The sequence below is a fragment of the Kordiimonas gwangyangensis DSM 19435 = JCM 12864 genome, assembly GCF_000375545.1.
GTDB classification, from domain to species: Bacteria; Pseudomonadota; Alphaproteobacteria; order Sphingomonadales; family Kordiimonadaceae; genus Kordiimonas; species Kordiimonas gwangyangensis.
Genome location: NZ_AQXF01000001.1, coordinates 356,964 through 382,844 on the forward strand (window position 1 = coordinate 356,964; position 25,881 = coordinate 382,844).

The following is a 25,881-nucleotide window of genomic DNA, read 5'->3' on the forward strand; positions in this document are numbered from 1 at the left end:
AGTGCGTCAATTGCATATGGTTTTTGTTACTGGTCCTCGTTCATGCGGTCTTTTTTGTTTGGACCTTTATCTGCAACGCCCTGGAATTTCTCACGGTACCAGCCACCCAGAACAAGGGTAGCCGTGACAGCGAGAAAAAGAATTGTAGCGATCTCGTAAAAACCGAAACCAAGTGCAAGCCCAAGCGCGCCGGAGGCCCAGATGCTGGCCCCCGTTGCGGTGCCCACCACGATATCACCGCGTTTGATAATGGCGCCTGCACCAAGGAAGCCGATGCCGGTCAGCACCCCTTCAATGATTTTGGCGAGGTCAACATGCGGGCGGTCTTCCGCGTCGCGGTAGCTTGCGAACACTTCCTGCCCGGCGATGGCGATGGCGCAGCTGCAGACCGCGATGATCATATAGGCTCGGAAGTCGATCGGCTTGTCCTTGCTGTCCCGGTCGAGGCCTATGATCATGGCCATCCCCATCGCGAGCACTATGCGGAGGATGAGTTCCGGAAAGGCAACGACCTGAAGGCGCAGAAGTGGGAGCATGTCTTCAAACATAAGCGCGGCCTATTTGTCCGTGAGCGCGAGACGCGCCCCAAGACCCATGAGCGTAAGGCCCGAAAGCCAGTTCACAAAACCCGCGCCACGGCGCGAGGATTTGACCATGCGCGCAACCTTGTCCGCGCACAGCACCACCACCACGTCCGCCGTGGAGAATGACAGGTTCACAAATGCGCCGAGGATGAGGAACTGCGCCCAGATGGGCAGGCCCGCGCCCGCATCCACAAACTGCGGCAGGAAGGCAATGAAAAAGATCGCCACCTTGGGGTTGAGGATCTCGACCCACATGCTTTCAAAAAATGCACGCCGGGCGGATTTGACCGAAACACTCGGCAGTTCGTCTGCCTCGATCTTCTGGCGGATAAGCTTGAAACCAAGCCACAGCAGGTAAGCCGCGCCCGCGAATTTGACCACCATGTAAGCCACCGGCACATGGGTGAAAATCGCGCTCAGCCCCATGGCGGCGGCGATGACGTGCACATAACAGCCGAAGTGAATGCCAAGGGCAGCCATGAACCCGGCGCGGCGGCCACGCGCAACGGTTTGCGCGGCGGTATAAAGAATGGCTGGTCCCGGCACAAAAGCGAAAATCGCCGTCGCGATGAAAAACGGTATCAGGTGTTCGATCGTTGGCATGGCCTAGCCCCTAATTCACTGGTCACATTGTCAAAATACCGGGCGATGGTGCCCGAAATGAGGCAGGCGGGCAAGAATGGCGGCGCTGTGCTAACCGCCCGAATGCAGCAGGCGCACCATGTCGGCCTGCGCGCGTTCGTCAATCCAGTTGAAATAAGGCCGTTGCCACGGCGCCAGACCACCAATCGCTGGCTTCTCGGTCGTCAGGATGTGGTTGATGGCTTCAATGACGGCACGGCCCGTGGCGTCATTGCTGCAGGCGAAATGGCTGGCGGGGGCCGCATCGGCGTCAGCCAGTGGAATGCTCACGAGCGAATCCATCATGTCCTTGCCCTTGTGGCGGCGCATGAAATAGCCCACCTCGTCCGGATAGGCGAACGTATAGTCAATACGGCCACGCGCGAGCATGAGGAACGCCAGCTCGGGCCGGGCGGCGGTATGCATGCCGCCTTTTGCCTTCGCGTCCTCAATCCAGCCATCAATGGCGACGCCATACGCCCGGCTCATCACCGTCACACCCTTGAGGTGCGACAGCGTCGCGAGGTCAGAGAGATGAGCTTGGCCGGCTTCATCCAACTGGCCCTGAATTTCGGCAGCACGGTGTTCGTTGACCACAAGGCGCAGCGGCAGCGACAGCAGAATAGGATTGGAGAACACCATGTAAGCTTCGCGTTCCGGCGTGCGGGCGAGCGCGCTGGTGCAGGCGGCACCGCCGTGTTCGATATTCGCCAGCGCACGCGCGAGCACGCTGTGGCGGCGCTCGATCTGGAATCCGTCGAGCTTATGCTCAAAAAAATCGAGAATCTGGTCCTGGTAACCTTGGCCTGCGAGCGGGCCGGATTCGATGAAGGCGGGTGGGAAACTGAAAAGGTGCCACTGCACGCGAAGGTCGGCAGGCGACGCAGCACCCACTTTACCCTCTTTTACCGGTCTCTGATCAGCGATAGCCTGCGGCACACCCAAAGTGCCAAAAGCCAGTAGAAGCAGTAGAAAAATCCAGCCTATCCGCCGGGTTTCACTATACATGAAGCGCATGCGCGCAGTCCCCCATTACCCCGTGCCCTACCGAATACTCAACAAGTGATGAGCGACCTGTCAATAGATGAAGCCGCTTCACTTTCCATTCTGTGACGAATTCATAGATTTTTACTAAAATCTCTGTGTGTTGACGTGGGTGGCGCTTCGTCTCATAAGGTGCGCGTCGGGCATGCTGGCGCTTGCCGCCGGTGTGCCGCCCAAGAAAAGAATGAACAGCGAACCACAGGACCCCCGCGCGTGACCCTTCGCGACCTGAGACAGGCACCCTTTGTACTGCTTGACGACAGCCGCCGCCCCCACAAGGCTGGCCGGTCTGTGCTGTTTCATTCGCCGGAAGAGATCATCTGCGCCCGCACATTGCCCGAAGTCGGCCCGGCGCTTGCGCGCATGGACGCCTGCCTCGCGGATGGGTACCACCTCGCAGGGTGGATCGCTTATGAATGTTCCGCCTATTTTGAACCGCGCCTGCGCGCCAGCATGAAGGCCAAGGCGGGTGAACCGCTTATCTGGATGCTGGCAACGAGAGAGGCACAGCCGCTCACGAGCTTTGAGCTCGAGGAGCTTTTCATGGCCAGCCGCCGCGGCAGCGGGCGTAAATGCACACTGACGTTTGGCGACGCCAAAGAGACCCCGGAAAGTTACGCCCGCGCGCTTAACCGCGTGCATGACTATATTGCCGCCGGTGATGTCTACCAGATCAACCACACCTTCCCACTGCCCTGCACGCTAGAGGGGGATGCGCTCGCGCTTTATGAACAGCTGCGCATGAGCCAGCCTGTGCCATATGGCGCCTTCATTGATACAGGTGATGCTGACTTGGAAGGAAATGGCAAGGGTGAAGCGTGGCAGGTGCTGTCGCTCTCGCCGGAACTGTTTGTCGAACGGGTCGGGGACCGGCTGGCCTGCCGCCCGATGAAAGGCACCGCACCGCGTGGCCGCACAACGGCGGAAGACGCCGCCATCGCGGCAGAGTTGAAGGGTGACCCCAAGTCCCGCGCCGAAAACCTCATGATTGTGGACCTGATCCGCAATGACCTCAGCCGAATTGCCGCGCCCGGCAGCGTGCGGGTGCCCACGCTTTATGAAGTGGAAGCCTACCCGACCCTGCATCAGATGACCTCCACGGTTACGGCGGATGCGCCAGACGGGCTGGTGCCGTCAGAGCTTTTGCGGGCACTTTTCCCCTGCGGCAGCGTGACGGGCGCCCCCAAGGTACGCGCCATGGAGATCATCGCCGAGCTTGAAAAAGCGCCGCGCGGCATCTACTGCGGCGCCATTGGTCACTTCAGCCCGGCGGAGGGCAAATTGCCCGCGCGCTGGAGCCTGAATGTACCCATCCGCACGCTCGTCTTTGATCGTGAGGGTGAAGGCCGCCTCAGTATCGGCAGCGGCGTGGTTGCCGACAGCGCAACCAAAGCCGAATATGAAGAATGCCTCCTCAAAGCCCGCTTCGCGCGGGAGGAGAGCGAGAGCTTCTCGCTGATTGAAACCCTGCGCCTCGACACGGACGGCAGCTATCACCTGCTGGACCGCCATATGGCGCGGCTCGCGGACAGCGCAGCCTATTTCGACTTCGCGCTGAATATGGACACGGTAATGGAAGTGTTGAACGACCATGCCGCCGCCTTTGAAGGTTCGGGCGAAGCAAGGCGCGTGCGGCTGCTGGTGGGCCCGCGCGGGTCCGCGTCGGTCACGAGCACCGCGCTGCCCGCAAGCCCGGTGGCACCGGCGCGGGTTTGCCTCGCCGCCGCGCGCACTAATTCGGGCGACCCCTTCCTCGTGCACAAAACCACGAAGCGGCAGGTCTATGACGGCGCATTTGCCCGCGCCTTCACGGCGGGCTATGCCGACATCCTGTTCTTCAACGAGCGGGATGAGCTGACGGAAGGTGCCATCAGCACGGTCTTTATCGTCAAGGACGGCCAGTGGTTCACGCCGCCCATCGAGGCTGGTGTGCTGCCCAGCATCCTCCGGAGCGAGGTTTTGGCGCGTGGCGAACCGCATGTGACAGTCGCGCCCATCAGCCGGGCTGCACTGTTGGATGCTGACGAGATATATATTGGCAATAGTGTTCGGGGCCTGCGTGCTGTCACGCTGGACCTGGCGGAACTATAAAGAACGATTTCAGGGAGAGAGCCCATGCGCCTCGCGCGGTTAGAGAAAGACGGTGTGACCATTCTTGCATGCGTGCGCGGCCCCAAGGACAGCCCGCGCGAATATCTGCCCACGGGCAGCATCCTTCCCGGCGCGCCACAGGATCTGGGCGCCTTTCTCCATACCACGCCGTGGCCGATGATCGCCCGCATGGCCGAGAACGCCAAGGACGGCTGGTTGCCGCTTGAGGGCGCGCGCCTGTTGCCACCCCTCAGCCCCGCCAGCCGCATTTTCTGTGTCGGTAAAAACTATGCCGACCACGCGCGGGAAATGGGCTTAACGAGCCCCGATGGCCCGACCGCGCCCGATATTTTTGTGCGCTTCCCCTCAAGCTTCACCGGCCATGGTGGCGCATGTGAATTCCCTTCAAGTGAACCGACCTTCGATTTTGAGGGCGAGCTTGCGGTTGTCATCGGCAAAGCCGGTAGCGCCATTGCGCGTGAGGACGCCTGGGACCATGTTTTTGGCCTGACTGTGGCGAACGACGGCTCGCTCCGCCGTATCCAGAAACGCACCAGCCAGTTCACGCTTGGCAAGAATATCGACCGCTCAGGCGCGCTTGGCCCGACGATCACCCCGCTCACAAAGCCCGAAGGCACACTGTCGCTGTCGGTACGCACGTATCTCAACGACCGGATGATGCAGGACGGCAATACGGCGGACATGATTTTTGATATCCCCACCGTGATCGCCACGCTGAGCGCGATCGCGCGCCTCGAGTGCGGCGATATCATCCTGACCGGCACGCCCGCCGGTGTCGGTGCTGGCCGCAAGCCGCCTGAGTTTCTGACAAGCGGTGACCGCCTGCGTATTGAGATCGAAAGCCTCGATTCGCTGGAGGTTTCCATCAGGTCCACCGGTATCACGCCACTCTGACCGCCTGATTCGCAACTCTGGAGACCCATGTTTCGCGCCTGCCTTGCCACGGTCCCGGCACCGTGCGGGCACGGTTTTGCCTAAATTCGCTGCCATTAATTAACTGCTTCTTTAGATGTGAAGCGTAGGTTAGATGCAGTCCAGACGGTCCGGTTTCTGGGGGATATGAACCGGCTCTGGCGTGATGAGGCCGCGTTTGGCCTGTAGCAACAGAGGTTTAAAGAGTATGCGGTCCATATCCACCAGTGCTTCGGCCATCCAATTCACCGATCATGAAGATACCTATATCTCTGACGACTGCCGCGCGCTCGCATCGCGCCTGTCGGGCCATATGGGACTGGAACACGCGCTACAGATCAGCAACGAGAATCAGTGGCACGGCGTTGTTGCGGCCCTCCGTGAGATGCAGCAAAAAAAATCTCGCGTCTGCTAATCCAACCTAAACCAAAGTTTTAGAGCATAACTTTCGTTACCATAGGGATGTATAAAACAACCCGGGATAGCGATACCCCTCTAAACATTTGACTTTTCCCATTAAAAGTTACATTATTACATAAACAAATCTGTCATTCGGGACGATGTGCCAAGCAGTTAAATTACGTATTGACTCCGGTAATGAGACGAAAAGTGAAATTTTTGCTTGGAATCGCAGAAGATTCTTGGATGATAGGCACCGAGCCGGACCGCCCGTCTCAGTTTCTGAAGTCAGGCACGCAAGTGCGGGGCCTTGGAAAACAACCATAAAAATCGTCCTCCCACCTCCCCGAGGAGGGACATAGTGATGGCGAGAATCATAACGGGATAACACGATATTAAATCGTGAGGTGGTCGGCACAATTGGGAGAGGTACGGGAAAGCCTTTTGAAACAACATTCGCATCAGACCGAAAACTTGCAGTTTCGGCTTCAGTGCAATGTTGGCTTGCTCCCAATTTATTAGGGTAAAGGTTTGGGGCCTGACGGCGATACGCTCAAAGGCTTTAATCTTTGCAAGGTTTAATCCGCTGCATTGGGGGGTCCTTCCGGGGAACAACCATGCGGCTTTGTTAAAACCCATGTGGGCAGAAAATGGATAAGGCTAAAGTGAAACGGATAGCTGTCTCGACGGCTGCGGTTGCCTCGATCCTTCTCGGCGCAACTCTTGCCAACGCACAAGATGCACGTCTGAAGTCGATCGTAGAAGAGGTCAACCAGGCCACTAAACTCGCACAGGATTCTCAGCAACGTATTGATAAAACTGCTGATGCCACCTCCAAGCTCTTCACTGAGTATCGCACGGTCCTGAAGACCAACGCAGGCCTCGAGGCGTACAACGCCCAGCAAAAGCGTGTGATCAAGAAGCAGGAAGAAGAGATCGAGAAAATCAAAAACTCGATCGGTCGCATCGACGAAATCAAGCGTCAGATCACCCCGCTCATGCTGGACATGATCTCGAACCTTGAAGAATTCATCAAAGCCGACGTGCCTTTCCAGCGTGATGAGCGCCTGAAGCGCGTCGACGATCTGCGTGATGCCATGGACGACCCGAACGTAAGCGACCCTGAGCGCTTCCGTGTCGTTCTCGAAGCCTTCAAGGCTGAGACCCAGTATGGCCGCAGCGTGAATGCTTATGAAGCAGCACTGGATGACGGTCGTACCGTGAACTTCGTTCGTATCGGTCGCGTTGGCTTCTACTACCAGACCAAAGACGGCAAAGAGACTGCCGTTTGGGACAAAGAGTCTGGCTCGTGGAAGACGCTGGGTGATGAGTATACCAACTCTGTGAAGAACATGATCCGTATGGCTCGCCGTCAGGTACCGTTCGATCTCGTGGTTCTTCCGGTCCAGGCGCCGAAAGGGAAATAATAATGAAGAAGTATCTGACATCCGCAGCAGCCCTGGTCTTTGGCGCAACCTTCGCCGTCCAGGCTCAAACCGCTGATCTCAACTCGCTTCTCAACAAAGTGCGCGAAGGCAGTGTTACTGAATCTGCTGAGCACAAGAAACGTGAAGCTGAGTTCCAGGCTCGCAAAGCCGAACAACAGCAAATGCTGGCGCAAGCCCGTGCCGAGCAAGAGCGCCTTGAGCGCGAATCCGCTCGTCTCGAAGAAACGCGCCGCGTAAACGAAGAAGAAATCGCGAAACAGCTTCAAATGCAGCGTGACCGTCTTGGTCAGCTTCAGGAACTGTTCGGTGTTCTCCAGCAGAACGCCGGTGACGCGAAGTCCGTTATCAAAACCTCGCACGTAACCATCGACAACGAAGGCCGTATGGCTGAGATCGACAACCTTGTTGCCAAGGCTGCTGATGCTTCCGAACTGCCGACGATCGATGAAATCCGTGTATGGCCGGCTCAAATGCTTCTCGAAGCAATCGGTTCCGGTGAAGTTGTTACCTTCGACCACGAAGTCAGCATGACCGACGGCACCAACGTTGTTGTTCCGCTGACCCGCGTAGGTGACTTCGCCCTGATGAGCGGCGACAAATACTACACGCTCAACAACGACGGTTCTGTGTCCGAGCTGCAGCGTCAGCCGTCCAGCCGTTTCACGAGCACGGTTTCCGAGTTCACAAGCGCCAATTCCGGTCTCGTTGGCGTTGGTATCGACCCGACTCGCGGCCAGCTCCTCAACCTCGAAGTTGAGAAGCCGACCATTGAAGAGCGTCTCGACCAAGGTGGTGTGATCGGTTACATCACGCTTGCTCTTGGTGCTGTCGGCGTTCTGATGGCTGTAGTTCAGTGGCTGTACCTCATGGTCGTAAAAGGCAAGGTACGTCGCCAGATCCAGTCTGACACGGTTAAAACCGACAACCCGCTTGGTCGTGTTCTTGCGGTTTACGAAAACAACAAAAACGTTGACGTAGAAACGCTTGAGCTGAAGCTCGACGAAGCGATCCTGAAGGAAACGCCTGCCCTTGAGCGCTTCCTTGTTCTGATCAAACTCATCTCCGCTGTGGCGCCGCTCTTCGGTCTCCTCGGTACGGTTACGGGTATGATCGAAACCTTTCAGGCCATTACCCTCTTCGGTACGGGTGACCCGACCATGATGGCATCCGGTATCTCGGCTGCACTTATGACGACGGTTGAAGGTCTCGTGGTTGCTATCCCGACTCTGCTCCTGCACGCTTTCGTTGCCGGTGCCTCCAAGTCCGTGATTCACGTACTTGAAGAGCAATCCGCTGGCATCATCGCTGTACACGCAGAGAAGGAGCATGCGAATGCTAGCGCTTAATGAAGCATTCGACGCGATCCGCCAGTTCATGGAAAAGGGCGGCGACGTCCTTTTCCTGATCCTCGCGGTCACGTTCATCATGTGGGTGCTTATCGTTGAGCGGCTCTGGTACTTTACGCTTGAGTTCAAAAAACAGAAAAACCGTGTAATCGATGCGTGGGAATCACGCAGTGAGCGTCGGTCCTGGTATGCGCACAAAATCCGCAATGCCATGATCTCTGAAGTGAGCGACAACCTTAACCAAGGTATCGGTCTCATCAAAACGCTCGTGGCCCTTTGTCCGCTTGTCGGCCTTCTGGGTACGGTTACCGGCATGATCGAAGTGTTCGATGTCATGGGTTCACAGGGGTCTTCAAACGCCCGTGCCATGGCGGCAGGTGTATCAAAAGCAACAATCCCGACAATGGCGGGCATGGTTGCGGCGCTCTCGGGCGTATTCCTGAGCACCTATATCGAGCGTGTTGCCAAGCGTGAGTCCGAGCGTCTCGAAGATAGCCTGACCATGGATCACTAGGACCAGAAAGTCGGAGTTTAACCAATGCGTAAATTCGCGAAGACAGAGGAAGAAGCAGAAGTCAACATGACCCCGATGCTCGACATCGTGTTCATCATGCTGATCTTCTTCATCGTTACCGCTTCCTTTGTCAAAGAAGCTGGCCTTGAGATCAACAAGCCGGAGGATAACCAGACTCAGAACAATCCTCCGCCACCGGATGACGACAAGCGTGCCATCGCTTTCATCATTGATAACAACAACCGCATCACCCATGACTTCCGCAACGTGGATGTCTCTGCTGTCGGTTCGATTATCAAGAAGGAAAGTGTGGAACGCCCGGAAGCTCCGGTTGTGATCCAGGCTGCAGAGGGTGCTTATACCGGCAATGTCATTCGTATTTATGACGCTGCGCTGGCCATCGGCATCCCTCGCGAGAAGATCGTCGTAACGCCCAAGAAATAAAGCCGGTGGGGGCTAGCCCCCGCCTCAAGGGCGCCCCTGATGGGGCAAGTGGAGAAAACAATGCGAGACCACGCACAAAAAGAGGAAGATGCTGAAATCAACATGACGCCGATGCTCGACATCGTGTTCATCATGTTGATCTTCTTCATCGTCACCGCGGTCTTCGTGAAGGAAGCCGGGGTCACGGTAGTAAAGCCCGAGGCGGAGTCAGCTACTATCCAGAAACAGGTTAGTATCCTGATCGCCGTCACGCCGAACGACGTGATCCACATCAATCGTAACGAAGTGAAGCTGGAAGAAGTCCGCACGACTGTGGAAAAACTCCATGCCGAAAACCCGAAAGGGACTGTTGCGATCCAGGCTGACCAAGAATCGAAGGCTGGTTTGGTGATGAAAGTATATGACGCTGTGCGCGATGCCGGCGTTGAAACAATAGCCATAGCTGCGGAGAAGAACTGATGATTACGCGTGTAATTTCGTCCGTCCTGGCCGCATCTGCCGTAACATTCGGCCTGTTCTTCCTGATGAACAGCCTGGTCGCGTTCAATGAGGACGTGAACCTGAATGAGGACAAGCAGCTACGGTTCGTGGACGTAGTCGAGGATATCGACGAACAACCGCCACAGCGCATGGAGCGCAAGGTGGAGAAGCCCCCAGAGGTGGAAGCTCCGCCGCCTGAGATGGAAACACCTCAGGTCGAGATCGAAGGTCCGAACAAAATGAACCTTTCGATCGGTCGTGCAAACTCCGGTTCCGGTGTTGATCTCGGTTCGATCGACCTGGGCCCGAGCCAGGACGGTGACTATCTGCCGCTCGTGCGCGTCCAGCCGCAATACCCCCGTCGTGCTCAGGAGCGCGGTATCGAAGGGTATGTGATTGTTGAGCTCACTGTTGCCGAAGACGGTACTGTACCGCCAGACAGCATTGTGATCATCGAAGCCGAACCTCAGGGTTATTTTGAGCGCGCTGCTGCGAAAGCTGCAGAGAAGTTCAAATACAAGCCGAAGGTTGTGAACGGCAAGCCGCAGAAGGTGACCGGCGTGAAATACCGCTTCTCCTTCGATCTGGCTGACTAAGGGGGACAGGAGAAAGTCATGAATATGATCAAAACCATCAAGTCCCTTCCTATGGCTGTTGCAGCTGCTGCGATCCTCGCGGCACTGCCGCTGCCACAGGGCGTCTCCCTCTCGGGCAAGGCATTTGCCCAGGAGGAGAAATCCTACGCAGAGCAAGCGAAGACCCGTAAGGTTCCCGCCATGAGCCTGGATATTCACAAGAAGATCCAGAAAGCTCAGGAAGCGATGGACCTGAAGGAATTCGGCGAAGCGAAGGAAATCCTGAACGAGACGCTGCAAAGTTCGAAGATCAACGAGTATGAAAAAGCTGTTGCATGGCAGCTCAAGGCGATGATCTCGTACGAAGAGGATAATACGGCGGAGACCATCCGTGCGTACGAAGAGATTCTCAAGTACTCGGATAGCATTCCGGTGGCACTTGAACTCAACATCCTCTACGGCCTTGCCCAGCTTTATTATAGTGAGGAAAACTATAAAAAAGCGCTTGAGTATATCAAGATCTGGGAGCCCCGTACGGACCTCGTGAGCGTGAACCAGCTCGTGTTTATCGCGCAGGTTTACTACACGCTGACGAACTTCGAGACGAGCCTTGAGTATATCTACCGTGCGATCAGCGAAGCTCAGGCGGTTGATACGGTTGAGGTTAAGGAAAGCTGGTACGGCATGGCGCTGTCCGCACACTGGGAACTTGGTCAGTTTACCAAGGTTCGCGATGTGCTGGAGATCCTGCTGATCAACTGGCCGAAGCCGCAATACTGGATCCAGCTTGCTGGTGTGTATCAGGAGCTTGGTGACGAAAAGACTTCTTACTCGCTCACGGAAGCGGCCTACAAGCAAGGCTTCCTGGACGACAAGCCGGTTCAGCTCGTCAACGTGGCCCAGATCATGCTCGCACGCGGTGCACCGATCAAATGTGCATGGGTTCTCGAGAAGGCCTTCAAAGAAGACCGTGTTGAGAAAACCCCACAGAACTACAAGACCCTCGGCCAGTGCTACCTGATGGCAACGGAATACGAGAAGGCTCTCAAGCCGCTCTCCGCTGCTGCCAAGAGCGAGTCCGACGGTGACCTGTGGTTCCAGATCGGTCAGGTTCAGATGCAGCTGACGCACTATAAAGATGCGATCAACAGCTTCGATGCCGTTGCCAAAGCGTTCGAGAAATCGAAAGACGCCAAGGAAAAGGACAAGCGCCTGACTGCTATCATGCAGAAGGGCCAGGCCCAGACCGAACTGAAGCTTTTCAAGGAAGCGCACGAGACCTTCGACGAGGCCCGCAAGATTGCGACCGACCAGAAGGACAAGCGTATGATCACGCAGTGGCGCAACTACCTCAAGGCTGAAGAAGCCCGCGAGGAAATGCTCAAAGGTTAAGGCCAACGCCTTTAGGGAAATAGAAACGGCGCTCTTCGGGGCGCCGTTTTTCTTTGTGGGCATCCCCGGCCCCGGTTGACCATCATCAAGGCGCGGGCGCCGCACTTGCCCCATCCTGCCCCCATAGCGTTGAGGGGACCGTGACATGAGCGTACATAAAAACATCGTGCTGATTCTGGGCCACCCGGACAGCAGCGAAGCGCATTTCTGCCACGCGCTGGCCGACCGTTACCGCGCAGGCGCCGAAAGTGCCGGCCACCGGGTAACCACTGTCGATGTCGGCAGGCTCGATTTCCCGCTGCTGCGCAGCCGCAAGGACTGGGAAGAAGGCGAGACACCCCCTGCCCTCAAGGAAGCCCAGCGCACCATTCTGGACGCCGACCATCTGGTCATCATCTTCCCGCTCTGGCTCGGCGGTATGCCCGCGCTCCTCAAGGGCTTCCTCGAGCAGGTGTTGCGGCCGTCGCTTGCGGCAAGTCCCAAGGAATGGGGCAAGCTCCTAAAGGGCTGCTCGGCCCGCATCATCGTCACCATGGGCATGCCGGGCTTTTTCTACCGCCTGTTCTACCGCGCCCACAGCCTCAAGGCGCTGAAACGCAATATCCTTGCCTTCACCGGTGTCGGGCCCATTGGCACCACCGTGTTTGGCCTTGTGGAAGGCGCGAGCGAGGAAAAACGCGCCCAACGGCTGGCGCTTATGCACCGGTACGGTCATAACGCAGATTAATTGTTATATTATAACTATTCCTTAACCCTTTTGCATGTTATTGTTATATCATAACATTCAGGAGGGTATCATGAATACAGCAAGCTATCGTGTGTTTCCCATCATGGGTGGTGCCGCCTTCACCACCTTTGGCCTGTTCCTGCTGATGCAGGGCCTTGTGGCAAAGGACATGATGTCCTTCCCCGAGGAACGACCGGTCTTTAACCCGAACATCGTGTTGACCATCCCCGACAAACCAGAAGTACGCCAGATTGACCGCGTCACCCCACCCGCCGAGGTGCAGCCAGAGCCGGACATCATCAAACCGATCATTGATGTTAATCCAAGAGTTTCTGACCTGCCGCTGGGCCCCGCCCCGGCGCCGAAAACAGGAATCGGCGAAGAGACAGTCTTCAAGCCCGGCTATATGGACGGTGAACGCCTGCCGCTGGTGCGTGTGCAGCCGCAATACCCACGCCAGGCGCTGGAGCGCGGCGTTGAAGGCTCAGTGGTGGTTGAGTTCACCGTGCGCGAAGACGGCACCGTGTCGGACCCCGCGGTGATTGAAGCCGAGCCCAAAGGCATGTTCGAACGCGCGGCCCTCGCGGCCATTGCCAAGTTCAAATACAAGCCCACGGTGGTGGACGGCATCGCCCGCGCATCAGCGGGCATTCGCTACCGCTTTGTCTTTGAACTGACAGAATAGGAGGCGCGTATGCGACGCTCACTTGCACATGCGCGCCACGGCGCAAGCGCGGACATGACCCCCATGCTCGATGTCGTGTTCATCATGCTGATCTTTTTCATCGTGACGGCGAGCTTCATCCGGGAAACCGGCATCGTGCCTCATATGCCGGAGGGCAAACCGCCGCAGGTGAAATCACCTGACGAGCCCATCGCCTTCGCCATCAATGCGGCGAGCGACATTCACTATGGCGGCCGCCTCATCGACCCATGGATGGCGGAAGCGATCATGAAGGAAGAGAGCACAGCCCGCCCCAAGGCCCCTGTCACCATCAAAGCAGACAAGGACAGCAACACCGGTGTGTGGGTACGGCTGCATGGGCTGGCCAGCAAAACGGGTTTCACCAATGACAGGATTGCGGTTCTTGTAGAGTAATGGGCGTTACGGCAGAACCGCAAGCGGGGTGGTGCGATGGCGCCACCCCGTTTTTGTTGATAAAGGGCTTTTCACCGGCCTCGCATTCGCTACTATCCGGTGCAGAAATAAGTATTGGGGGTTTCATGACATCGATTTTAAGAACAGGCGTCCTGGTGGCCGCCTGCACAGCAAGCCTTTTCACCCTGTCCGCCTGTGGTGGTTCAGGCTCCAGCGTCTCGGGCGTCAGGCCCGCGCCAACATCTGGTGGCTCCGGCGAGATTAGGCGCGTACCGGCCATGAGCCTGAATGTGCACAAGATGATACAAGCCGCCCAAGAGGCCTTGAGCGTCAAGGACCTCGACCGTGCTGACGCTATGCTTGATAACACACTGGCCTATGAGCGCATCAACGACTATGAACGTGCGGTCGCATGGCAGCTCAAGGCGATGGTTGCCTTTGAGCGCAATGACACAAGCGCCACCATCAAAGCGTATGAGGCCATCCTCAGCTACACGGAATCGATCCCGCCCGCGCTTGAGCTCAACATCATCTACGGTCTTGCACAGCTTCATTATTCGGCGGAGGACTATAGCCGCGCGCTTGAATATGGCGAGGTGTGGGCCGCGAGAAATCAGAGCATCCGCTCCAACCAATATGTCTTTCTCGCACAGACACACTATGTGCTGGAGAACTACAAGGAAGCTGAAGCCTATATCCGCCAAGCAATCAAGGCCGCTGACGCCGAGGGAGTGGAGCCAAAGGAAAGCTGGTACAATCTCTTGCTGTCATCCGAGTGGGAGCAGCGCGACCTGATGGGCGCACTCGCCACCTTGCAGACCATGCTGCCCAAGTGGCCCAATCCGAAATACTGCTCCATGCTTGCCGGGGTAAGCGCTGAACTTTCCGGCGACACGGAAAAGGCGCTCGCGTTCGCGCGCGGCAAGAGCGTGACATGCACCGTCACACAAACCACCATGACGCCAGAGAAAAGCACTGTGGTTAAAGTCGACGGCCCTGAAGAACCCGCGCCAAAAGCTGCAGAATCAAGCGCGTCGCCAATGCCGTTCATGCGGGTGCAGCCCAAGGTCCCCATGCGTGCGATCAAAGAAAAGGTGAATGGCATGGTGTTGCTCGAGGTCACCATTCTGGAGGACGGCACGGTCGCCCCCGATAGTATCGTGGTGGTGGAAAGCGTACCGAAAGGCTACTACGAGGAAGCCTCGATCGTCGCGATGCGTCAGATGCGCTACAAGCCGAAAATGGTGGACGGTGTCGCCCAGAAAATGACCGGCGTGCGCTACCGCTTCTCATATAATATCGAGAACTAGGCACGGCCTTTGTTTCCAATACAAAAGGCAGGCCACAAGGCCTGCCTTCATGCTTTCTCTGGAATGACGAACGCCCCCTAGTTCACCACCGCTTCATTGACGAACTTGCGCATGGGGGTGCGCGGGTCAACGGCGCCGTAGGGCAGCACGTTGGTCATGAAAATCGCCACAACGTCTGACACCGGGTCGATCCAGAAAACCGTGTTGGCCATGCCGCCCCAGTAGAATTCGCCGTTGTTGCCGCCGCCAAATGCTTCCGCATTGGTCAGCACCGCGAAATCAAGACCAAAGCCCACAACACCCTTGCCGCCAATACCGTTCACGCCTTCCGGCAACTGGTTGGTGCGCATCATATCCACCGTCTCGGCTTTCAGGATACGCACGCCGTCAAGCCCGCCGCCGTTTGCGACCATCTGGGCAAAACGCCAATAATCTGCCGTTGTGGACAAAAGCCCACCACCGCCCGACTTGAAAAGCGGCTCTTTGGTGAAATCTTGAATGAGCGCATTGCCCGTAGGTGTCAGGCCCTTTTCCTTGTCGAGGTCATAGATGCCGACAAGCCGGTCCACCTTCTCCTCGGAAACATAAAAGCCAGTATCCGACATGCCGAGCGGGTCAAAAATGCGGGTTTTGAGGAATTCGTCGAAGGTCTGGCCCGACAGCACTTCAACCAGATAGCCCTGCACATCCACGCTGAGGGAATAAACCCACGCCTTGCCCGGCTGGTAGAGAAGTGGCTGGCGCGCAAGCTTCGGCACCCATTCGCTGAGCGGCTGGTCAAAACCGATCAGCTGGCCCTTGCGGTAACTCATGTCCACTGGTGTTTCGCTGAATACACCGTAACTGAGGCCGGAGGTGTGGCGCATCAGGTCACGCACGGTCATCTCACGCGCGGTGGGTTCCGTGATCATGCTGCCGTCCTCGTTCACACCCTTGAAGACCTTCTGGTCCTTGAACGCAGGAATATATTTCGAGACCGGGTCATCAAGCTCGAACTTGCCTTCTTCATAGAGCATCATCAGCGCCACACCGGTCACCGGTTTGGTCATGGAATAGATGCGGAAGATGGCGTCCTTCGCCATGGGTTCGCCGCTCTCCAGCGTGCGCACGCCGTATGTCTCGAAATGCGCGACCTTGCCGTGGCGCGACACCAGGGTGGTCAGGCCCGCAAGCTTGTGTTCATCCACATAGGACTGGAAATGCGCTTTCATGGCCTCGAGCTTCTCGGCCGACAGGCCAACATCCTCGGGGCTGGCGGTCGGCAGCTCGCTCGCATGCGCGAACCAGGACGTGCTGACGAGCACCAATAGTAACGATAGTCTCTTGAGCATAATTGTTCCTCCCTCTGCCCGTAAGATAGCGCGGGCCCACCCTTGGTCAAAGACCACAAATATGCTTCGCACATTAACAGCGCGAAATGACATTAACGTTTACCTCCCACTAACCATGTCAGTTTATGAATTAACTATGGAAGCCTGCCGGGGCTTCGACGTAAAGTGATCCCATGGGGGTCAAGGGCTGGAGTTCCGATGATCCATTGGCTGCAAATCGGTCGTTTTGCGCGTATGCGCCGCACCGCCGCACGCCTCCTGCTGGGTGCAGCGTTCTGCACAGCCGGCACCGCAGCCTTCGCCAATGTGGTGATTGTGGACAGCGACAAACACGGCGCAAGCTACCGCCTTGCGGAGGGTATCGCCGCCAACTGCACCGGGTGCGGCACGGTCAGTTATATGGACATGCATCATGACCGTGGCACCGGCGACGCCATCCTCACGGACCTGCGCGACCGCAAGGCGAAGGGCGAGCTTGAGCTTGTCATTACCCTCGGCCCCCTTGCGACCCGGCTTGTCACCGAAGAAATGCCCGACACTCCGGTTTATTTCCTGATGCGCGAAAAGCCGTCCCGCAAGGTACGGGAGACAGCGAGCGCCCGCGGCATGCAGGTTGAACCGGACGTTGGCCTGAGGCTTGCGGCCTTCAAGGCCCTTGCCCCGCATATGCAGACGGTCGGCGTGCTCGCGCGCCGGTCGACGATTGAGCCCGTGCGGGATGAGCTGATCGACGCCGCTGGTGAGCTGGGCATCAAACTCAGCTTCTTCTATATCGAACGCCCTGACGACGTGAGCCCGGGCCTGAGACAAGCCATCGGCGAAACCGACGGCCTTTTGTTCCTGCGCGACATTGTGGTCATCAACACCAACACCATCCGCTTTATCCTGCGCATGACCTTGGAGAACCGCATCCCCACCTTCGCCTACTCGCCTGACCTTGTGCCCATGGGCATGGGCGCCGCGATTGAGATGGACCCCGCCAAGCTGGCCGAGCAGGTTGGCCGCGCGGCTGGCGCGCTTGTGCAAGGCGACAAGCGCGCGGCAGAGCCTTGGGCACCCTTTCTCCTCGAAGTGAATCGCTCCAGCCTCGAATCGAGCGGCGGCATCACGCCCCCCACCGTGCTGGGCATGGAGGTGGTGCTTAAATGACAATGAGCGACAGCATTGAGAATACCGGCGGCCACAAGACGAGTTCCTCCCTGCGGGCGCGCGCGATTACCTTCCTCGTGATCCTTGTAGCGGCTGTTGCCGGGATCATGGCCACGGTGTTCATCGGCATGTCGACCCAGCTTATGACCGCGGACCTTGAAACGCGCGGGCGGGCAGCAGCCACCAGCATCGCCGAAAGCGCCAAGCTCGGCCTTCTGGTGCGCGACCGGGAGATCCTGCGTGAAGCGCTGGATCCATACCTCATCGACCCTGACATCAAATATATCGATATCATCGAGGCGGACGGCAGCATCCTTGTGAGTGTGCCGGCCGAGCATAGCCGCCTCACCGATGGTATCGTGATTGACGAAACCCTCGACAAAAAAGCGCTGGTTGTACGCCGCCTCGGCACGCACGAGACCGATGATGATGTCAGCTACCATATCGGCGCGCCCGTAATGCGGGACATGATCCTCGCCGACAGTGACGCGTTCACGAACCCCGATAGTGACATTGAGGGTGACGAGGGAACTGTGCCAGACCTGATTGGCGTGGTGCGCCTGGGCCTTTCCACCACCCGCGTTCAGGACCAGATTGACACCCTCGTGGCGCGTGCGGGCCTTGTGGCCGGTGCGCTGGCCATCATTGGCCTTCTTATCGCGTCCACCATGCTCAGGCGCTGGCTACGGCCGCTTGAGATGATGACGGACGTCGCACGCAAGATCAAACGCACCGGCATTGAAAACGCGCTTTGTGAAGATGACCTGAAGCGGTTGAATGACCCTAGCCTCAGCGCCCGAACGGGCGAGCTTAGCATGCTGCAAAGCGCCTTCTTCGACATGCTGGAGGAACTGAAGCTGCATGACCGCCTGCAGGCCGACCAGAAAGACAGGCTCGAGCAGATGGTGGTCGAGCGCACCATGGAACTGACCTTCGCCAAGGAAGCGGCCGAGGCGGCGAATGTGGCCAAATCGAAGTTCCTTGCATCCATGAGCCACGAACTGCGCACGCCGCTGAATGCTGTCATCGGTTTTTCCGAGATGCTGCAGCGGGACATTATGGTCAAACCAGAACAGCAGAAGGAATATCTCGGTTATATCTCCGACAGCGGCAAACACCTGCTTGAGATCATCAACGACATCCTCGACCTCTCGAAGCTTGAAGCCGGGCGCTTTGAACTGCAAATACAGGATACGCTGCTCGACGAAGTGGTGCGCGGCGCTGTGACCATCAGCCAGCCGTTCATTGAGCGCAAGAACCTGACCTGCCATATCGACTGCCCGCCCCTGCAGGTGCGCACCGATGCCCGCATTCTCAAGCAGGTGATCATCAACCTTGTATCGAACGCGGTGAAATTCACCCCTGCGGACGGCGAGATAAGGGTGCAAGCGGCCCTGAAGGGCAGCAACTTTGAGCTCACCGTATCCGACAGCGGCATCGGCATGAGCGCGGCGGAAATTGAAGTGGCGCTCCAACCCTTCGCGCAGGTGAGCGACCATATGTACCAGCAGGCGGAAGGCGCGGGCACCGGGCTTGGCCTGCCGCTCGTCGAACATTTTGTGCTGCTGATGAAGGGGGACCTGAAGATCGAGTCCGAGAAGGGCAAAGGCACCACCGTGCGCATCACCCTGCCCCTTGAGCCCGACCCGGTCGAAGCCGGATCGGACGATGATTTTGACTATATCTGAGCCGCGCTCAGCTTAAGCCGCGGCTTTATAGTCCACGCCTTCAGCTGCCAGCGCCCGCGCAAACGACGGGTGGGCCGATACTTCCTTCAACAACCGCTTCACATTGGCCCCAAGCGGGATTTCAACACTGAAATAACCGCCCCAGTTGGCATAGACCGTCAGCATGATGTCAGCGATGCTGAGCTTGTCACCGGTCACATAAGGTGTGGTGGCAAGCTGCTTGTCCACAAGCGCCCACAGTTTGGCGATGGCGGCCGCGCCAGCCTCAAGCGCTTTGGCTTTGGCGGCTTCATCCTCAATCGCGCGCATGGCGAAGAACATTTTGGAATAAGCCGGGTGCATGGTGGCGTTCGCGAACAGCAACCACTCAAGCGCCTTGGCACGGCCCACCTCACCGGCTTTCGGCAGCAGGTCGATGTCGTGCTCCTCAATCAGGTAGAGCGCTTGGGCGGCGCCCTCGCGGATGATCTCGCCGTTCACTTCGAGAAGCGGAACGGCACCAAGCGGCGTGAGCGCCGCGAAGTCTGCCACGTCGCTTTTACTGATCGCTTCAAACGGCTGGCCGCTTTCAATAAGCAGGGCATGGATCGCGAGGGAGCAAGCACCCGGCGCATAATAGAGTTTGTACATCTTTGTCTCCTGAGCTGTTGTGATCGAGGCTGTGAGATTTAGCTCTAAAAGCCTTTGGTGAGCGCGGCCATCAGGTCCGCGGCGTTGCGGTGACGAAGGAGCGGTGCGCCCTGTCCCGCGTAAAAGGATGCCAGTTCCGGTTTGTCCGCCGCGAGCGCGGCTTTCTTGAGCGGTGTCGCAAACCAGGCCTGCAGCGGGAACGGCAAGCGCTCTGCGGGTCGTGCGTCCATAAACTCGACAAATCGGTTGGGCAGGAAGCGTGCGAGCCGCCCGGTGTAAGCGCGCGAGAGCACACTGTCGTCCGCGCTGGTGCTGAAAAGCAGGTCCCGGTGCAGGTCGCTCGTATTCGACTGTTCGCAGGCAAGGAAAGCGGTGCCGATTTGCACGGCATCAGCACCGAGCGCGAGGGCCGCTTTCACACCGCGCGCATCCGCAATGCCGCCAGCGGCCACAACGGGCACGTCCACTGCGTCCCGCACCTGCGGCACAAGTGCGAGTGTGCCGACCAGCGACTGCTCCGCCGCTTTCAGGAATGAGGGCCGGTGCCCACCGGCTTCAAGCCCGGTGGCGAGCACGATATCAACACCGGCGTCTGCCAGCGCTTTTGCCTCCGCGACCGTTGTGGCGGCGCCCAATGTTTTGATACCCGCCGCGCGGCAGCGCGCCAGCACGCTTGCTGACGGCACGCCAAACACAAAACTGAACACCGCTGGCCGCGCCGCAATCAGCGCATCCACCTGCGCTTCATAATCTTCCACATGGTTTTCAGGTGGGGGTGGCGGGGTGATGCCAAGCTCACGGTAGTAAGGTTCAAAAAGCGCGCGGGCATTTGCATAGCCTTCCGCGCTCAACCCCTGTCCGCCTTCATCCACGCACGAAACCCACAGATTGAGCGCAAACGGCTTGTCGGTGTGCGCGCGGATGCTGTCCGCCAGCGGGCCGATATCCGCCGCCTTCACATTATGCGCACCAAAGGAGCCAAGCCCCCCGGCGTTCGAGACCGCCGCCACAAGCTCGACGCTTGAAAACCCGCCGCCAAATGGCCCCTGAATGATAGGATGCTTGATGCCCAGCATCTCGGTGATACGTGTGCTTGTTGCCATGCCGCTTGCCCTCTCTCAATTGGCTGTTACTGACCTTTACGAACCCAGATAACCACGGCATAGTAAGTTTCAAGAAGTAACCAGCAATAATGTGGTTACCATATGGTTAGCAGCAGACACGCTGGTAACCCTTTATGGAATATAGACTTTCACAGAAGTTTAGCGGGAGGCAACATGATCGCACGGCGTAAAAGCAAGGTTGAAACCCCGCCCCACATGTGCCCCTTGAGCGAATGCCTCGCCATCATTGGCGGCACCTGGACGCCGAATATCATCTGGCACCTCAGCAGTGGCCCGCGCCGTTTCAGTGAGTTGAAGGACGATATCGTCGGCATTTCCGCGAAGATGTTGACCGCGCGCCTGAAGCGCCTGGAAAGCGACGGCATTGTGCTGCGCACCGTTATGCCCACGTCGCCGCCGACAGTGGAATATGCGCTGACGCCGTTGGGCGCAGAACTGCAGCCCGCCATTCGCGCCATTGTGGACGTCGGCCACCGCCTGAAGGAACACAAGAACAAGGGCACCAAGAAAAAGTCGTGACTTTATCTCGCCCCATTGCCTCCCCATATGAAGGATAAGGGGGAATAAGCCCCCAGCATTACGACAGCATGATGGGGGATATCATGAAACCGGCAAAAGCCTTTTGGGATGGCGCGGCTGAGCGCTATTCAAAATCAAAAATTTCCGACCAGGAATCCTATGAGCGCAAGCTGGAGCTCACCCGCGCCTATTTCACGCCCGATATGGAGCTGCTGGAGGTCGGCTGCGGCACCGGCAGTACCGCCATATTGCACGCGCCTTATGTGAAACACATCCGCGCGACCGACATTTCGGAAAACATGCTCACCATCGCGCGGGAAAAAGCGGCGGCGGCAGGCATCACCAACATCGGCTTTGAATGCACAAGCGTCGATGCGCTTGATGTGCCGGACGGCAGCATCGACATGGCGCTCGCGCTATCGATCCTGCACCTGCTGCCGAACCGGGCGGAGGTGCTGAAAACCCTGCACCGCGCGCTCAAACCTGGCGGTTATCTGGTTACCAGCACGGTGTGCCTCGAGGACGGATACGCTTTCCTCAAGTATATCATTCCGGTTCTGCAATGGTTTGGCAAAGCACCCTATGTGGACTTCCTCACCGCGGGAGAACTTGAGGACGAGTTCTCCGCAGCCGGCTTTCGCGTAGCCGAGAACTGGCGACCGGGCCCGAAGAAGGCCGTGTTCATGGTGCTGAAGAAGCCTTGACACCCAGCTTCACTAGTCACAGTCGCGCGCGTTTAAGGCACCAACAGGCGCGCGTGGGGCGGGCTGTTCCGGAGACTATCTGGTGAGGGAAAAGCAAGAGCGGGAAGACCAGTGCTTTCCGCTCTTTACATATTTGGGGTGTAACCGTCTTGCTTCAAGACCCCCTGCCCGCGCTATGACGCCTCTGTTGCAACAGGGGCCTATAGGGCAGGAGCGAGGGCAGGATGGACCATACGGTAATCATTGCGGGTGGCGGGCCGGTGGGCCTCACGCTCGCTGCAGAACTGCGGCTGGCAGGCGTGGATGTCGCCATTATTGAACAGCGTGCGGACCAAACACTCACAGGCTCACGTGCGGGTGGCTTGCACCCCCGAACCTTGGAGCTGTTCGCGCAGCGCGGGATCGCCGACCGATTCACGGCGGAGGGCAGCGAACACAGCGTTATCCCCATACCCGGCGCAACGCAGGATATCAGCAGTCTCCCCACACGTTTCCCCTATTGGCTTGGCATCTGGCAAAACCGGATCGAGCAAATCCTGGCCGACTGGGCGCAGGAGCTTGGCGTTATCTTTCACCGCACGCGCACAGTCACGGATTTCACGGAAGACGCGGACTGTGTGACACTGAGCCTTGAAGGTGGAGCACAGATGCGCGCGCGTTACCTTGTCGGCTGTGACGGCGGGCGCAGCCTTGTACGCAAATGCGCAGGCATCGACTTCCCGGGCTGGGACGCGACCGCAAGCTTCCTGATTGCCGAAGCTGATTACCACGACGAACCGGAATGGGGCATCCGCTACGCGGCCAAGGGTATCAATGGCCTCGGCAAACTTGAGGATGGCAAGCGGCTCCGGTGTGTGTTGACCGAGGCTGAGTTCAAGGCTGGCCGCGAGCCGGATATCCGTGACCTGAAGGACGCCCTGATCACCGCCTATGGCACCGACTTCGGTGTCCATAACGTCACATGGCTGTCCCGCTTTACCGACGCGACACGGCAAGCCGCACACTACCGGAAAGGGCGTGTGCTATTGGCAGGCGACGCCGCCCATGTGCACTCCCCCGCCGGTGGGCAGGGCCTCAATATCGGGGTGCAGGACGCCATGAACCTTGGCTGGAAGCTCGCGCAAGTGGTGCATGGCACATCACCAGACAGCCTGCTGGATAGCTATCACCGTGAGCGGCACCCCGTAGGCGCACGGGCACTGAGCGCAACCATGGCGCTGAACGCGCTGCACCGTGGGGACCCACAAACCGATGCCCTGCGCACAATGATGGGCGAAATGTCCGCCTTTGATGACGTGAAACACTGGTATGCCGCACGCATGTCCGGGCTTGATGTGCGTTACGACCTTGGTGAAGGCCATGCGCTCCTCGGCCGCCGCATGCCGGATATTGAGCTGGCGACAGCCACAGGCACCACCACGGTGAGCGCGCTTCTGTATGCTGCAAAGCCCGTCCTCGTTAGCTTCACTGATTCCAACTTTGGCGACCTTACCTGCTGGAGCGACCGTGTGCGTACCATCCACGCACGCTACAGCGGCAGTTGGGAACTGCCGGTCATCGGTACAGTCACGGCACCCGGCGCTGTGCTTATCCGGCCCGATGGCTATGTCGCCTGGACCGACCACGACACCCAAAAGCCACTTCAGAGCGCACTGGCAACATGGTGCTAGGCGCAGCGTGGTACCCGATCATAGAAAAGAAAAACGCAAAGCACGGGCGGTATCGCCCGCCGCTCCTTGCCTCCCCTCGCGGGCGCGGATAGGCTGCCTTTTCACGCCATCGGCGTCACACCACGAGCCAAGACCACGGAAGCGGACAGCCAAAACAATGACCGACATCGCCTCTTCTGCGCACGAACCGGGACGCAAAGCCATTACCATGGGCATCCTTTTCGCGCTCGCGGCTTGCATGCTTTGGGGCCTCGCGTTCGCGGCTCCGCTCATGCTGGAAGGCTATAGCGCGCTCGAAATTACGCTTGGCCGTTTCACCTGCTACGGTGTGATATCCTTCGTGTTCCTGTGCACCTTCCGGGACAAGCAGCGGGAACCGGCCATGGGCCGCACATTCCGGCACTGGCTATGGGCCGCGGGCTTCGCGCTGCTTGGTAATGTTGGCTATTATCTTTTGCTGGTCATCGCCATCCAGCTCGCCGGGGCAGCGGTGCCTACGCTCATCATTGGTGCCCTGCCCATATCCGTCGCCGTAATGGGCAATTTCTTTGAGCGCCATTTCAGCTTCACACGCCTGCTACCCGGCATTGTGATGCTGACATTTGGCATCCTTCTCTCCTCCGGCCATAACGCGGCGGAGTTTCACGCGGGCGGGGAGCAAAGCGCGGGTGAATATATAACCGGCGTCTTCTTCGCTGTGGCTGCCCTCTTGTGCTGGACCATATACGGCGTGGCCAATGCCCACTTCCTGAAAAACAATCGCGGGCTGCGCCATGGCGAATGGGCATCAATGGTTGGTGCTGCGGGCTTGCTATGGGTCCTGCTCTTTGCCCTCAGTGCATGGGCATGGTGGCCAAGCGCCTTCAGCGCTGCCAAACTGCTTGAACCCAGTGCACAGAGCCTGTGGTTTATCGGCGTATCCGCGGCGCTTGGCGGCATCGTCAGTTGGGGCGGTGCGCTTCTGTGGAACAAGGCATCCTATTCCCTGCCCACCGTTCTTTCCGGGCAACTTATCGTCGGGGAAATCGTCTTCGGGCTTGTCTATGCGTTTGCCTGGACCGGGCAATTGCCCACCCTCACACAGGTTGCGGGCATAAGCCTGGCCTTGCTGGGTGTGCTGATCGGCATTAAAGCGGTGCTGAGCACGCAAAAAGGCGCAGACCCGACCCTCACTGACAGCTTACCGCCCGCACACGGCTAGGACACGCCTGCAATAGCAAATGATAGCTTTTTGAAATGTGGTGCCCCCGGTCGGACTCGAACCGACACTCCGTGAGGAACCGGATTTTGAATCCGGCGCGTCTACCAGTTCCGCCACAGGGGCCTGTGGGTGGGGCTCTTTTGAGCGCCGTGCATCATATACGGCTTCAATCGCGCGTCAAGCGCGGAAAAGTGAGAATGCGTGATTGTATTTATCCGGCCTCATTGCTAACCATCGGCAGGTGGTTGGCATTAAGGAGCGGGCATGCTGAAAAAGCTGTATGACTGGACGCTTGCAAAGGCGATGAGCCCGCAGGCGGAAAAGTGGCTGGCGGGGATATCCTTCGCTGAAAGCAGCTTTTTCCCCATCCCCATCGACCTGATGATGATCCCCATGATCCTCGCGCGTCCGTTCCATGCCTTCCGGCTGGCGACGATCACGCTTGTTGCCTCGGTCGCGGGGGGTATGGCGGGTTACCTGATTGGCGCGTTTCTCTTTGAAGCCATCGGCCAGCCGATCATCGACTTTTACGGCTACGGTGCCAAGTTTGCCGAGTTCCAGAGCTACTACAAGGATTACGGCGTGCTGATTGTGCTGATCGCCGGTTTTACCCCGCTGCCCTTCAAGGTGGTGACGATCGCGAGCGGTGTGGTGGGCATGAACCCGCTTGTGTTCCTTGCCACCAGCATCCCGGCACGCGGCGCGCGCTTTTACCTTGTGGCGGCGCTTCTGTGGAAGTTTGGCCCACCGATCCGCGAATTTATTGAAAAACGCCTTGGCCTTGTGCTGACCGCCTTTGTGGTGCTGGGCCTTGCGGGTTTTGCCGCGCTCAAATATCTTTGAGGCGAGAGGGAAGGA

27 protein-coding genes and 1 tRNA gene are annotated in these 25,881 nt (G+C 58.2%); 21 read left to right on the top strand and 7 right to left on the bottom strand.

Translation table 11 applies throughout. The annotated features are described in order from the left end of the window. Window positions 1-26: 26 nt before the first annotated feature. The 3 genes from B150_RS19305 to B150_RS0101630 all read right to left on the bottom strand — a co-directional run bounded on the left by B150_RS19305 (window position 27) and on the right by B150_RS0101630 (window position 2,222). On the bottom strand, window positions 27-548 hold the full coding sequence (locus B150_RS19305) for an MgtC/SapB family protein (RefSeq protein ID WP_020398129.1): 522 nt from the start codon (window positions 546-548) through the stop codon (window positions 27-29). Between the two features lie 9 nt (window positions 549-557). Then, window positions 558-1,187, bottom strand: a complete 630-nt coding sequence (locus B150_RS0101625; RefSeq protein ID WP_020398130.1) for a LysE family translocator — start codon at window positions 1,185-1,187, stop codon at window positions 558-560. A gap of 90 nt (window positions 1,188-1,277) precedes the next feature. Further along, the gene (locus B150_RS0101630) at window positions 1,278-2,222 is read right to left on the bottom strand and encodes a transporter substrate-binding domain-containing protein (RefSeq protein WP_020398131.1); all 945 of its coding nucleotides are present in this window, start codon (window positions 2,220-2,222) and stop codon (window positions 1,278-1,280) included. 240 nt (window positions 2,223-2,462) lie between these two features. On the opposite strand from B150_RS0101630, the gene pabB reads away from it, so the two are divergent. The 14 genes from pabB to B150_RS0101700 all read left to right on the top strand — a co-directional run bounded on the left by pabB (window position 2,463) and on the right by B150_RS0101700 (window position 15,007). After that, a complete protein-coding gene (gene pabB, locus B150_RS19310) occupies window positions 2,463-4,340 on the top strand; it encodes an aminodeoxychorismate synthase component I (RefSeq protein ID WP_020398132.1) in 1,878 nt (625 codons plus the stop codon). Window positions 4,341-4,364: 24 nt separating this feature from the next. After that, complete coding sequence (locus B150_RS19315; protein ID WP_020398133.1) at window positions 4,365-5,255, top strand: fumarylacetoacetate hydrolase family protein; 891 nt, start codon at window positions 4,365-4,367, stop codon at window positions 5,253-5,255. 226 nt (window positions 5,256-5,481) lie between these two features. Next, window positions 5,482-5,688 carry a hypothetical protein gene (locus tag B150_RS0101645; RefSeq protein ID WP_020398134.1) on the top strand — a complete coding sequence of 69 codons (207 nt, stop codon included), beginning with the start codon at window positions 5,482-5,484 and terminating at the stop codon, window positions 5,686-5,688. 634 nt (window positions 5,689-6,322) lie between these two features. After that, complete coding sequence (locus B150_RS0101650) at window positions 6,323-7,099, top strand: DUF3450 domain-containing protein (protein WP_020398135.1); 777 nt, start codon at window positions 6,323-6,325, stop codon at window positions 7,097-7,099. 2 nt (window positions 7,100-7,101) lie between these two features. Then, window positions 7,102-8,466 (top strand): MotA/TolQ/ExbB proton channel family protein, encoded by a 1,365-nt coding sequence (locus B150_RS0101655; protein WP_020398136.1) that lies wholly within the window; start codon window positions 7,102-7,104, stop codon window positions 8,464-8,466. Continuing rightward, entirely contained in the window at window positions 8,453-8,980 is a 528-nt protein-coding gene (locus B150_RS0101660; protein WP_020398137.1) for a MotA/TolQ/ExbB proton channel family protein, read from the top strand. Before B150_RS0101655 ends, B150_RS0101660 begins: the two co-directional genes overlap by 14 nt. Before the next feature lie 24 nt (window positions 8,981-9,004). Beyond that, a complete protein-coding gene (locus tag B150_RS19320; protein ID WP_020398138.1) occupies window positions 9,005-9,424 on the top strand; it encodes an ExbD/TolR family protein in 420 nt (139 codons plus the stop codon). Between the two features lie 60 nt (window positions 9,425-9,484). Further along, window positions 9,485-9,883 carry an ExbD/TolR family protein gene (locus B150_RS0101670; protein WP_025897766.1) on the top strand — a complete coding sequence of 133 codons (399 nt, stop codon included), beginning with the start codon at window positions 9,485-9,487 and terminating at the stop codon, window positions 9,881-9,883. Continuing rightward, a complete protein-coding gene (locus B150_RS0101675) occupies window positions 9,883-10,500 on the top strand; it encodes a TonB family protein (protein ID WP_020398140.1) in 618 nt (205 codons plus the stop codon). The genes B150_RS0101670 and B150_RS0101675 overlap by 1 nt, the downstream gene beginning before the upstream one ends. A gap of 18 nt (window positions 10,501-10,518) precedes the next feature. Next, complete coding sequence (locus B150_RS0101680) at window positions 10,519-11,871, top strand: tetratricopeptide repeat protein (RefSeq protein ID WP_020398141.1); 1,353 nt, start codon at window positions 10,519-10,521, stop codon at window positions 11,869-11,871. 145 nt (window positions 11,872-12,016) lie between these two features. Continuing rightward, window positions 12,017-12,598, top strand: coding sequence for an NAD(P)H-dependent oxidoreductase (locus B150_RS0101685; RefSeq protein ID WP_020398142.1), 582 nt, complete (start codon window positions 12,017-12,019; stop codon window positions 12,596-12,598). 70 nt (window positions 12,599-12,668) lie between these two features. After that, a complete protein-coding gene (locus B150_RS0101690; protein WP_020398143.1) occupies window positions 12,669-13,283 on the top strand; it encodes an energy transducer TonB in 615 nt (204 codons plus the stop codon). 9 nt (window positions 13,284-13,292) lie between these two features. Beyond that, window positions 13,293-13,697: an ExbD/TolR family protein gene (locus tag B150_RS19325; RefSeq protein WP_020398144.1), complete on the top strand. Its 405-nt coding sequence runs from the start codon at window positions 13,293-13,295 to the stop codon at window positions 13,695-13,697. Between the two features lie 125 nt (window positions 13,698-13,822). Beyond that, the gene (locus B150_RS0101700) at window positions 13,823-15,007 is read left to right on the top strand and encodes a TonB family protein (RefSeq protein WP_162139637.1); all 1,185 of its coding nucleotides are present in this window, start codon (window positions 13,823-13,825) and stop codon (window positions 15,005-15,007) included. A 77-nt stretch (window positions 15,008-15,084) separates the two neighbouring features. On the opposite strand, the gene B150_RS0101705 is transcribed toward B150_RS0101700, so the two are convergent. Then, on the bottom strand, window positions 15,085-16,338 hold the full coding sequence (locus B150_RS0101705; protein ID WP_162139638.1) for a serine hydrolase domain-containing protein: 1,254 nt from the start codon (window positions 16,336-16,338) through the stop codon (window positions 15,085-15,087). 198 nt (window positions 16,339-16,536) lie between these two features. Here B150_RS0101705 and B150_RS0101710 point away from each other — a divergent pair, with 198 nt between their 5' ends. Continuing rightward, window positions 16,537-17,487 carry an ABC transporter substrate binding protein gene (locus B150_RS0101710; protein WP_020398147.1) on the top strand — a complete coding sequence of 317 codons (951 nt, stop codon included), beginning with the start codon at window positions 16,537-16,539 and terminating at the stop codon, window positions 17,485-17,487. After that, window positions 17,484-19,175: a sensor histidine kinase gene (locus B150_RS22055; RefSeq protein WP_020398148.1), complete on the top strand. Its 1,692-nt coding sequence runs from the start codon at window positions 17,484-17,486 to the stop codon at window positions 19,173-19,175. The genes B150_RS0101710 and B150_RS22055 overlap by 4 nt, the downstream gene beginning before the upstream one ends. Before the next feature lie 12 nt (window positions 19,176-19,187). Here the strand turns inward: B150_RS22055 and B150_RS0101720 are convergent, their stop codons facing one another. Both B150_RS0101720 and B150_RS0101725 read right to left on the bottom strand, forming a co-directional pair. After that, on the bottom strand, window positions 19,188-19,805 hold the full coding sequence (locus B150_RS0101720) for a glutathione S-transferase family protein (protein ID WP_020398149.1): 618 nt from the start codon (window positions 19,803-19,805) through the stop codon (window positions 19,188-19,190). A gap of 44 nt (window positions 19,806-19,849) precedes the next feature. Next, a complete protein-coding gene (locus B150_RS0101725) occupies window positions 19,850-20,908 on the bottom strand; it encodes an NAD(P)H-dependent flavin oxidoreductase (protein WP_020398150.1) in 1,059 nt (352 codons plus the stop codon). Between the two features lie 174 nt (window positions 20,909-21,082). Between B150_RS0101725 and B150_RS19335 the strand changes: the two genes are divergently transcribed. From B150_RS19335 to B150_RS19340, 4 genes are all read left to right on the top strand, one after another. Beyond that, window positions 21,083-21,448: a winged helix-turn-helix transcriptional regulator gene (locus tag B150_RS19335; protein WP_020398151.1), complete on the top strand. Its 366-nt coding sequence runs from the start codon at window positions 21,083-21,085 to the stop codon at window positions 21,446-21,448. 83 nt (window positions 21,449-21,531) lie between these two features. Then, a complete protein-coding gene (locus B150_RS0101735; RefSeq protein ID WP_025897749.1) occupies window positions 21,532-22,152 on the top strand; it encodes a class I SAM-dependent methyltransferase in 621 nt (206 codons plus the stop codon). Between the two features lie 224 nt (window positions 22,153-22,376). Then, window positions 22,377-23,822, top strand: a complete 1,446-nt coding sequence (locus tag B150_RS0101740; protein ID WP_020398153.1) for an FAD-dependent monooxygenase — start codon at window positions 22,377-22,379, stop codon at window positions 23,820-23,822. A gap of 157 nt (window positions 23,823-23,979) precedes the next feature. Beyond that, complete coding sequence (locus B150_RS19340) at window positions 23,980-25,023, top strand: DMT family transporter (RefSeq protein WP_020398154.1); 1,044 nt, start codon at window positions 23,980-23,982, stop codon at window positions 25,021-25,023. Between the two features lie 38 nt (window positions 25,024-25,061). Here the strand turns inward: B150_RS19340 and B150_RS0101750 are convergent. After that, window positions 25,062-25,146 (bottom strand) — tRNA-Leu (locus tag B150_RS0101750). Window positions 25,147-25,287: 141 nt separating this feature from the next. Here B150_RS0101750 and B150_RS0101755 point away from each other — a divergent pair. Continuing rightward, complete coding sequence (locus B150_RS0101755) at window positions 25,288-25,866, top strand: YqaA family protein (protein ID WP_020398155.1); 579 nt, start codon at window positions 25,288-25,290, stop codon at window positions 25,864-25,866. Window positions 25,867-25,881: the final 15 nt, after the last annotated feature.